Origin of the sequence: Neisseria sp. N95_16 (assembly GCF_002551535.2) — a bacterium.
Classification (GTDB): domain Bacteria; phylum Pseudomonadota; class Gammaproteobacteria; order Burkholderiales; family Neisseriaceae; genus Neisseria; species Neisseria brasiliensis.
On sequence record NZ_PDBT02000022.1, the window covers coordinates 25,303 to 35,179 of the forward strand.

A 9,877-nucleotide genomic window follows, 5' to 3' on the forward strand; every position below is an offset into this window, starting at 1 on the left:
ATTCAGATATATATATTTTTTGTTTTTGGATTTCTTTTTCTATGGTACATAAAATATGAAAAATTTATTCCGATAGATTCTGAATCTTTTCTTTTACTATCCATTCCGCCAATATTTTATATATTAATTAAACGTATTAGAGAGATTGTTGAATTAATTTCTTCTCGGTAAATTATTAAGGAGTTTAATATGCGAACGTTATCATTATCTGAGTTACATTTAGTTTCAGGTGGTAACTCTAATAGAAATGAGCTTATTAAAGATTGTAAAAACGATATTACCAATGGTATGGCCTTTGGTGCTCTTGTAGGCACAACCTCAGCTAAAGGAAATGTTTTAGCAGGTGGAGTTGGGGCTCTTTTCGGTGGAGCCATTGCGGCCAAAATGAGTGATAGCTGTCAAGCCTTGACAGCAAAAGACCGCTCAGGAAACAACTACGGACATTAACTGTACCTATAGTTTTTTTCTTTCAGACGGCCTTGCTTTCGCATATCAAGTGCAACATGCGTAATATGCCTGACGAGGCTTACTATTTGGCTGTTTTCAGCATTGAAGACCAAACCACTGTTGCGGCTATATAGTCAAGAATGCCGACAGGCACAGCAAAGCGGCTTGTTCTTGACAATATAGCCGCAACAGCGCACAAACATTACTACTGAAACAAAATCCGCCGATGTTGCACTTGATATGCGAATCTGAGAGCCTTTTCTACTTTCAGGCCGTCTGAAAGAGTGTTTCTGCTAGTAAACCGTAATAACCATATTCCAACCCCCTTTTTTCCGCCGAAATCTGCGTAGGTACGGTTAGCCGCCCCAAGCGGCGTAACCGTACGTATGCTTTTGGATTTAAAGCGGCGTAGGTTGGATTGGTAAAACCAACAAAACTTTTTCTTGACTTAAAAAATCGTTGGGTCTCCCCGATCTACGCTTGCTAAAAATAAAAATGATCAATCCGGAAACAAAAATTATGACGGAGAAAATTCCTAAGTTAGCAAAATCCTTAATGACACTTTTCACCGCATTGGCTCTTTGGTGGTTAATCAAGCTGATGATTAAGGCCTGGCTTTATCCTTTATGGAATCTGCCTCCCGACTCTGATATAGGATCTGTTTTTGCGGTTACATTTTCCTCTATCGTCGCTTACCGTTTGGTTTACGGCAAACAAAAATCCGAAGATAAATCAGATTGATTGACGTAGCTGCAGAATTTTTTGTCTTATTGGAAAATAAATATACAGGAATCATGGCATGGAAACCCATATCTTTATCATTGCTTTAGGAATTTTCCTTGTTGTAGTGAGTGCGATACTGGCCAAATCGGGTGTAATAAAACAATCCAAGCCTAAAAGTAAAATTTTCTATATTGCTATTTTTGTTACTATTTTTTTTCGGTTTAATGACGATGATATCGTTTTGAATTCAAAGCGGCGTAGGTTGGGTTGATAAACCCAAAAAAACCTTTTCTTGACTTAAGAAATCGTTGGCTCTCGCTCCAAATCTACGTTTGCTTAAGTAATTTGTTGGGTCTTGACCCAACCTGCGCTGCTGAAAAAAGCCGCCGAAGCATTCGCCGCCGAGATTACCGATCCCGACAATTACGAAGCCTTTATGCAGCACTTTCTCGGCAACCAGCGCACCGACAGCGGCTTTGCCTTTGAAATCCTCGGCAACCCCCATTCAGACGGCCTGCCCGAAGATGCCTTGTTGAGCTTGAACACGGTGGACGATTCGACGCTGGAGAAAGGGTATTTGATTGCGAATGGGATTAAGCTGAATATAGATGATGCCAGTGCATCCATCCTGAACATGCTCAAACAAGAAGGCACAGTAAGTATGCAGCAGCTTATTGATACAGACGACAATCAAAAGAGGCTGAAAACCCTTGAAATGATTCGCCATTTGGCTCAATTGGATATTTTAGAAATTAAAGAGAGGGAGAAATGATTCAAGTTTTAAGGAAATACATTTTTAATCAAGATGTTTTTTTTAGTGCCCTAGGGTCATTTTTTATCATGGCTTTTTTGCAGAACCGAGTCAAACCTGATTTTTTCCATAGCAAATTTTATTTGAAAAATCAGTTGATTATGGATATTAGCCTGTATATGTTGTTTTTCATTATGGCTTTATTGATTAGCCTGTTTTTTAAGACCGAGAAAGGAAATGAAAATGCGTGAGTTAAGATGTTCGGGATTCGGAAAATATTGTTTGGGATGAATGATGAATACATTTAAAAACAGAAAGTTGAATATAGTATTTTTTTTTTGCTAAATCTTATCTACTTTTTACTTTTTTATTCATTCTATTATGGTTTGCAATGTACAAAGACATGATTCAAATTGACTTGGATACATTGTTACTTTTAGCAATCCCATCAACTACCTTGACAGTAATAAAATACTTTCGTGATATTATTGATTTTATTATATCTAAACAAAATTAATTAAATGAAAGGCTTAAACATGAAGACAATATCATTATCAGATTTGATTATAGTTACAGGTGAAAATTCATCAAGATAGGCGAACATTCAAGCTTGTAAGAGTGATATACAAAATGGAATGTCTATGGGAGCAGTTGTTGGCGCAACTATGTCCAAAGGAAATCCCGTCGCAGCAGGGATAGGTGCTCTCGTTGGTGGAGCTGTTGCAGCAAAAAACAGCAACAGTTGTCAAACCTTTACATCAAAAGATAAATCAGGTAACAACTATGGTGAACGATGTGGTAATAATTATGGTGACTAACCGTACCTACTCGGACTAGGCTAAATTATGAAAGAAAATAGATCTATACTTGCAGAAATATTTAAAATTATGTCCATTTATGTTCTATTCAATTTACCTCTAAATTTATTGAATTTTGAATGGCAAATTTTTAAATGGAATGAACTAAACTCCTTTACTATATGTATAATTTTATTATCTTTATATATAATATTTTTAGCCTACAACAAAGAAAAATCAAAAATCATTAAAACTCTTTCTAAAATAAAAAATTTTTTATTGATTTTTTATTACGCGCTATCTGTTTCTTATTTTATAAGGATAATTTTCTCAAATTATGCAAATACAAATATATATAAATACGGAAGTATTTTCTTAGTTGCAATCATTGTCTATATAAGTGTAAAACTTTATATGAAAATTGAAAAGGAATTATCAAATGAAAGAAATTAGTTTAAAAGATCTGGAATTAATTTATGGAGGTATGGCGATCATTAGGGAAGTGGGAAAGCAAGCAATAAAAATATCTTCAAAACCAGCCACCCAAGGCGCAGCAATTGGCGGTGTTACTCATATTGGGGAAAACTATATCAAACAACAGCTAAATACAGCACCAGGTATCATAGGCGCCATGGCTGGTGGAGCTGTAGGCGCTGGACTAGCTAAATCACCATTGGGAGGGCTAATTGGGGATTGGACAGGTGCTGCCGTAGAACAGACATTAGCAGGAAAAAGTCCTTTACGAAAAGAGTTTCATAATCAAAGTACGAATGATAAATCTGGTAATGATTATGGCGATAGATCAGGTAATAGTTATGGTGGATAGAAAGTAGCCCGCGTAGGTACGGTTAGCCGCCCCTGCGGCGTAACCGTACGAATGGCTAATATTATCAATCCATATCGGAAGATAACTTAAAACTGAAAATATGCGTACGGTTACGCCGCTTGTGGCGGCTAACCGTACCTACGCGTTGTTCTTGAAGGGATTTATTGGGTCTATATTTGCTGGGAAGCTATAGTATGGAGAATCATATCTTAATTGTTGTTTTAGGAGCTTGCCTCGTTGTAATGAGTGCAATGCTGGTCAAATCTGGCGTAATCAAACAATCCAAGCCTAAAAGTAAAATTTTCTATATTGCAATTTTTATTACCATTTTCACTGGATTGGTCACGATGATATTGTATTAATAAGGATTTTCAGGGTCTTGACCCACCCCATACTTGATTACCCAAAGCCGTCTGAAAGATCATTTTTCGGTTTCATACGGCCTTGTTCGTTAAAAAGCACGCATATGCAGCTAAACATAACCAATATATTAAAACATTGGAAGCTTTTGATGGTTTTAGGCATTGTTTGCCAAACGCTTGTAAGTATCCTGTTTTACTTTTTGGGCATCAATGAAGATATCCGAATCAATGAAAACATTGCTTTGAATACGACTTCTACCGCTATGGCATTAGGCGGGTTGATTGCTTATCTTATTTTTATCATCATTTTGAAAGGTAAAAAGCAAGCGTAGGTTGGGTTGCCAAATCCAACAACCCCGTTTTAACTTAAAGAACCCGTTGGGTCTTGACCCAACCCAAGCTGCTGTAAGACATTCTAGAGAAAAATATTTTATAAACTAATTACTTTTTAAAGGATAAAAAATGAAATTTCTAAAAAATTTTTCCTTAAAAGAAAGCCTGTGCGGATTCTTCCTTGTAATAGCTGTTGCTTTGTTTTCTAGGTTTTTTATAAAAGGTACTGTTTCTCAGAATGCCTATGAATTAATCAATATTTTTTTACTGCTTTGCTGTGTATTCATACATCCGTATTTATGCAAGATGATCAACAAAAAGTAATTGGAGGATGAAAATGAGAGAACTGCATATCAACGAATTAAAGTCTATTTATGGTGGAAAAGGAATAGCGGGGGCTGTAGAAGGTGTTGTCACCTATGTAGCAACCCAAAAAGTTACCCAAGAACCTATTACAAAAGAAGGAATTATCGGAGCAGGGGTAGGAGGGGCAGTAGGAGGAGGCCGAGTTGGGGCAGTAGCTGGAGCTATTACAACCCGAGCCGTAAAAGAATATGATAACTATGTTATTGTTCGTCCTGTATATGAAATAGAAAGTCCTCTAAACGGTTCTCAGATTAAAAACAATACAGATAAATCAGGTAACAATTATGGTGATAAATCTGGTAATAGTTATGGAGGATGAGGTCAAGCCCTTATAGGTACGGTTAGCCTTCCACAGCAAGCGTAGGTTGGATTGTTAAATCCAACAAACCTCTTTTAACTTAAGGAATCCGTTGGGTCTTGACCCAACCTACGCTGCTGCAAATTTATAAAAAGTAACAATGCCGTCTGAAATCCGTTTCCTTAAATTTTTCATAAAACTTGGCCTATTTCACAAGGTTTTGTACGGTTAAGCCACTTGGGGCGGCCAACCGTACATACGGGTTATATAATCTGTTTGTGGTGAAAAGAAGCAAAAGGAGTCAAAAAATGTTTCTACGTAAAACACATATTCTTTTAAATATATCATCTACATCTTGCGCTTTTCTTCACGTTTTTCTGATGCTTTTATATTTTACAGCACCGATACATTTAATTTATGAGGTAAAAATATTAGAGAAAATTACTATTTTTATATATTTAATATCCACCTTAATGCTGATACGGAGAATGAGGGAATATATTTTTAAATTTTATGAAGAACAAGCAGATAATAAGAGGATAAACTGGAAAAGCCTAGGCTTATCTTACTCAATATTGTCTCTGTATGCGTTTTTTTTATTGATTATGGGGACAAGAAAAGAAATTATATATAGCGGTATAATTCTTTCTGCAAGTATTATTTTTTTCTTGATATTCCATTTTTCATTAATTCTAAAATCAAAGGAGCTTAAAAATGTATGAATTATCTATGGTTGATTTACAGTTCGTTTCTGGAACTGGTCCCACAGCAGATGCTGCTGCAACAGGGGGCGTTATTGGTTCTACGGTAGGAGGATTTGCAGGACGTATGGGAGGAGGAGCTATAGGAGGACGTCTTGGTGCTGTTGCAGGCTTAGGGAGTGCGATTGTAGGTGTTGTGGTCGGGCAAAAGTATGGTGGTAAGGTAGGTTCAGCAGTGGGTACTGTCGGTGGTACCGTTATAGGAGGGGTTGTAGGGCGGGCTATTGAAAATTCTAGGGATAAATCCGGGAATAATTATGGTGATAAATCTGGTAATAGTTATGGGGGATGAGGTCAAGCCCTTATAGCAAGCGCAGGTTGGGTTGTCAAACCCGGCAAACTCTCTGACTTAATGAATTATATTTCATATAAATTGAAAAACAGGCTTGGTATTTTATGCATAATTGGAAACATTTTATATTTTTCATAGTACTGGTTACGGGCTTTTACCAAATTCTGTATTTGATATCAGATATTTTTTTGATTGATTATATAAATAAATATGGCTTGAGTTTGAATTTCATCTACGGCAGTTTGAATTTTCTTTCGGTATATCTGCCGTATTTTTTAGTAAAGCGCCTTTTTAAGAATCATCGTACGGAAAAGGAGTGCAAAAATGGTTGAAATTCAGCCGTAAGCAAACCGTACCTGCAATTGTTTTTCTTTCTGACGGCCTTTTGGCTTTCTGGCCGTCTGAAAAAGTTTTTCTGATAGTGAACCGTAATAACCATGTCCCAAACTCCTTTTTTCCGCCCTGAAGTGTTGGCTGCGCGTGAAAACCGCTGGACAGGCAGGATTATCCTGACACAGCCGTTTTCGTTTGCCTTTCTCACAGGTTGTGCCTGCCTGATTGCGACGGCAGTGGTTTTGTTTCTGATTTTCGGCAGCTATACCGAAAAAACGACGGTGGAAGGCCAGCTTTTACCGGATTCGGGGGTGGTGCGGGTGTATGCGCCGGATTCGGGGGTGATTACGGAAAAGTTTGTCAACGACGGGGCAAGGGTGAAGGCGGGCGACAAATTGTTTGCGCTTTCGACTTCGCGCTTCGGGGCACAGGGCAATATTCAGGAGCGGCTGGCTTCGGAAGCGGCTTTGAAAAAGACGTTGGCGGAACAGGAATTGGCGCGGCTGAAGCTGATTCATGACAATGAAAAGCGTTCGCTGGAGGGCACGCTCAACCGCTTGAAAAGCCAACACCGCCATATCGGCCAACGTATTGCCAGTCAAAAAAGCCGGGTAAGGCTGGCAGAGGAGATGTTGGGGAAATACCGTTATTTAAGTGCGAATGATGCGGTATCGAAGCAGGAATTGATGAATGTGGAAGCCGAAATGTTGGAGCAGAAATCACAGCTGGATGCCTACCGCAGTGAGGAGGCGGGCTTATTGCAGGATATTCAGGCGCAGAATCTGACATTGGCGAGCTTGCCTGAACGCCATAAAACCGAACAAAGCCAACTGGAACGTGCGATTGCGGATATTTCGCAGGAGGTGTTGGATTTTGAGATGCGTTCGGAACAGATTATCCGTGCGGGCAAAACGGGCTATGCGGCCACGCCGAATGTGGAAGTCGGCCAACAGGTCGACCCGACACGGCTTTTGATGAGTATCGTGCCGGAGCAGACCGAACTTTATGCCAGCCTTTATGTGCCGAGTAAGGCGGCGGGATTTGTGAAGCCTAAGGGAAAGGTGGTGCTGCGCTATCAGGCTTACCCATATCAGAAATTCGGTCATGCGGAAGGCGAAATCGTTTCCGTGGCGAAAACGGCTTTGGGCAAACAGGAGCTTTCGGGTTTGGGGCTGATTTTCTCCAACCCTGCTTTGGTCAATGAACCGGCCTATTTGGTCAAGGTTAAGCTGAAAAAGCAAACGGTGACGGCTTACGGCGAAGAAAAACCGCTGCAAATCGGTATGATTTTGGAAGCGGATATCCTGCACGGCAGCAAGAAGCTTTATGAATGGGTTTTGGATCCGATTTACAGTATTTCGGGGAGGTTAAATTGAGTTTTAAAAAAATCACTTGTTGAGGTGACCTTGATGAAAATGAGTAGATTCCTAATCTCTACCCTGGTCTTATTCCCTATATTGATGCTGATTTTTGGACTATTTATGGGAACTTTCGACTTGAATCAATCAATAAAGATTTTAATCGGTTTACTCGCCAGTACATTGATTTTTGCTTTAGGTATGTATCTTATTTTCAAACCTAAGAGCAGGCTCTAAGAGACGGGACAGCCGTCTGAAAACCTGATTCGGCTTTCAGACGGCCTTTTTTATCAATGCAGTTTAACAAATGAAAGGAAATAATATGCATGAATTATCTATTCAAGATTTAAAAGTAGTTTGTGGTGGTAAAGGTAATGCCGGAAGCTCTGCGAGAGATACTGTCATTTAGTAATACTGCAAATAATCTTGGTGAAGGTAAAATGACTTGGGGAGATATTACAGGAACACTTGCTACTATTGCCGTTGGTACTTTTACGATAGCAAGGACAGGAAACGCACCAATAGGAATTGCCGCAGGTGGTTATACTGGGGGCTGGGTCAAAAACGTAACAAATGACGCTGTTAATGTACCACCTTATAATGGGAGGCCTATTTTTGAAATAGAACACGGTTTAACCGAAATACCAAAAAGTAAAGACAAATCTGGAAATAATTATGGTGGATAACATCAGTTTTTTTAAGGATGCATAATGAATAATTGGAAACAGTTTTTATTTTTTCTTGTGCTGTTTTTTGTTTTATTGAGATGCCAATATTTCCTGATTAATTATGTTTTGGAAATATTCAATATTCAAATCATGCACAACCATATATCATGGATTGAGATGACTGTATTGGCTATATCGGGATATTTATCCTATAAAGCCACTAGGAAAATCTCCACTAAATTTGCATGTTGGCAATAGCTCCGCTACCTGATAAAGCCGTCTGAAAGCAGACTCTGTTTTCAGACGGCCTCTTTAAAACCACTTTACCTTATCAATCATGATGAATCCTTTAGACAATCTCTCTTTCGGCTTTAGCCGCAAACTGCCCGTGGTGTTGCAGACCGAAATCGCCGAATGCGGTTTGGCCTGTTTGGTATCGGTGTTGCGCTATCACGGTTTCTATACCGATTTGCGTACGCTGCGGCAGAAATACACGCTTTCGCTCAAGGGGGCGAATATGGCGGATATCGTGCGCTTCGGCGACGATATGAACCTTACTTCTCGTGCACTGCGTTTGGAGTTGGACGAATTAGCCAATCTGCGTCTGCCCTGTATCCTGCATTGGGATTTGAATCATTTTGTGGTGCTCAAATCGGTGTCTGCCGACCATATCACGGTAATGGATCCGGCAACGGGATTACGCAAGGTGAAAATGGCGGAAGTATCGCGCAAGTTTACCGGCGTGGCTTTGGAAATGTGGCCGAACACGCAGTTTGAGGAAAAGAAAGAGGAACAGCGCGTCAAAATTCTGCCTATGCTCAAGGGGATTACGGGCTTGCGCCGTTCGCTGGTGCAGCTGTTATTGTTGGCGGCGGCTATGGAAGTGTTTGCTTTGGTATCGCCTTTTTTCATGCAATGGGTTATCGATCATGTGATTGTGACGGCTGACCGCAACCTATTGGTGACGCTCACCTTGGGATTCGGTATGTTGATGCTGGTGCAACAGGCAGTGTCTTTGCTGCAATCTTGGGTGGGGATGCATTTTGCCACTACTTTGAGCATGCAGTGGAAATCGAATATTTTTAAGCGGTTGCTGGATTTGCCGACGGATTATTTCACCAAACGGCATTTGGGTGACGTAGTGTCGCGTTTCGGGGCGGCAGACAGTATCCAAAGCACGCTGACATCTACTTTTTTCGTGTTGATTCTCAACAGCTTGATGGCGGTATTTACGTTTACGCTGATGTTGGTATACAGCCCGAAGTTGACAGCGGTGGTGTTGGTGACGCTGCTGATTTATATTTTAATCCGCTGGGTTGCTTATTATCCGCTGCGCCGCGCCACGGAAGAGAATATTGTACATGCCGCCAAACAGAGCACTTATTTTATGGAAACGATACGCGGTGTGCAGACGGTGAAACAGTTCGGCAAAAGCACTCAGCGCCACGGTACATGGATGCTTACATTCGCATTTCAAGTGCAACGCTCAAATGCCATTGGCAAGGGCTGCTGAAAACAGATCACCCGGTGTCTCATAGTCCAATGTCTTTCTCGGTCGGCGG

11 protein-coding genes and 1 pseudogene are annotated in these 9,877 nt (G+C 40.2%); all 12 read left to right on the forward strand.

The features are described from left to right. Positions 1-189: 189 nt before the first annotated feature. A complete protein-coding gene (locus CRG49_RS05250) occupies positions 190-447 on the forward strand; it encodes a bacteriocin (RefSeq protein WP_095502727.1) in 258 nt (85 codons plus the stop codon). 459 nt (positions 448-906) lie between these two features. Next, positions 907-1,188: a hypothetical protein gene (locus tag CRG49_RS05255; RefSeq protein WP_154143243.1), complete on the forward strand. Its 282-nt coding sequence runs from the start codon at positions 907-909 to the stop codon at positions 1,186-1,188. Between the two features lie 58 nt (positions 1,189-1,246). Continuing rightward, a complete protein-coding gene (locus tag CRG49_RS05260) occupies positions 1,247-1,441 on the forward strand; it encodes a hypothetical protein (RefSeq protein WP_095502729.1) in 195 nt (64 codons plus the stop codon). An 84-nt stretch (positions 1,442-1,525) separates the two neighbouring features. Then, positions 1,526-1,942, forward strand: a complete 417-nt coding sequence (locus tag CRG49_RS05265; RefSeq protein WP_095502730.1) for a winged helix domain-containing protein — start codon at positions 1,526-1,528, stop codon at positions 1,940-1,942. 620 nt (positions 1,943-2,562) lie between these two features. Continuing rightward, positions 2,563-2,739 (forward strand): hypothetical protein, encoded by a 177-nt coding sequence (locus CRG49_RS13120; RefSeq protein ID WP_154143242.1) that lies wholly within the window; start codon positions 2,563-2,565, stop codon positions 2,737-2,739. Positions 2,740-3,157: 418 nt separating this feature from the next. Beyond that, on the forward strand, positions 3,158-3,544 hold the full coding sequence (locus tag CRG49_RS05280) for a hypothetical protein (RefSeq protein ID WP_095502733.1): 387 nt from the start codon (positions 3,158-3,160) through the stop codon (positions 3,542-3,544). A gap of 379 nt (positions 3,545-3,923) precedes the next feature. Then, on the forward strand, positions 3,924-4,238 hold the full coding sequence (locus CRG49_RS05285; protein WP_154143241.1) for a hypothetical protein: 315 nt from the start codon (positions 3,924-3,926) through the stop codon (positions 4,236-4,238). A gap of 338 nt (positions 4,239-4,576) precedes the next feature. Continuing rightward, positions 4,577-4,924, forward strand: coding sequence for a hypothetical protein (locus CRG49_RS05295; RefSeq protein ID WP_154143240.1), 348 nt, complete (start codon positions 4,577-4,579; stop codon positions 4,922-4,924). A gap of 693 nt (positions 4,925-5,617) precedes the next feature. Next, on the forward strand, positions 5,618-5,956 hold the full coding sequence (locus tag CRG49_RS05305; RefSeq protein WP_095502738.1) for a hypothetical protein: 339 nt from the start codon (positions 5,618-5,620) through the stop codon (positions 5,954-5,956). A 437-nt stretch (positions 5,957-6,393) separates the two neighbouring features. Continuing rightward, positions 6,394-7,665, forward strand: a complete 1,272-nt coding sequence (locus CRG49_RS05315; RefSeq protein ID WP_095502740.1) for an HlyD family secretion protein — start codon at positions 6,394-6,396, stop codon at positions 7,663-7,665. Between the two features lie 356 nt (positions 7,666-8,021). Beyond that, a complete protein-coding gene (locus tag CRG49_RS05325) occupies positions 8,022-8,333 on the forward strand; it encodes a hypothetical protein (RefSeq protein ID WP_100774684.1) in 312 nt (103 codons plus the stop codon). Between the two features lie 322 nt (positions 8,334-8,655). Continuing rightward, positions 8,656-9,783, forward strand: a pseudogene (locus CRG49_RS05335) (peptidase domain-containing ABC transporter); the annotation flags it as partial. Positions 9,784-9,877 lie beyond the last annotated feature (94 nt).

Coding starts and splice junctions, on each gene's coding strand:
- CRG49_RS05250 (WP_095502727.1), top strand. CDS start 190: ATGCGAACGTTATCATTATCTGAGTTACATTTAGTTTCAGGTGGTAAC.
- CRG49_RS05260 (WP_095502729.1), top strand. CDS start 1,247: ATGGAAACCCATATCTTTATCATTGCTTTAGGAATTTTCCTTGTTGTA.
- CRG49_RS13120 (WP_154143242.1), top strand. CDS start 2,563: ATGGGAGCAGTTGTTGGCGCAACTATGTCCAAAGGAAATCCCGTCGCA.
- CRG49_RS05280 (WP_095502733.1), top strand. CDS start 3,158: ATGAAAGAAATTAGTTTAAAAGATCTGGAATTAATTTATGGAGGTATG.
- CRG49_RS05295 (WP_154143240.1), top strand. CDS start 4,577: ATGAGAGAACTGCATATCAACGAATTAAAGTCTATTTATGGTGGAAAA.
- CRG49_RS05305 (WP_095502738.1), top strand. CDS start 5,618: ATGTATGAATTATCTATGGTTGATTTACAGTTCGTTTCTGGAACTGGT.
- CRG49_RS05315 (WP_095502740.1), top strand. CDS start 6,394: ATGTCCCAAACTCCTTTTTTCCGCCCTGAAGTGTTGGCTGCGCGTGAA.
- CRG49_RS05325 (WP_100774684.1), top strand. CDS start 8,022: ATGCCGGAAGCTCTGCGAGAGATACTGTCATTTAGTAATACTGCAAAT.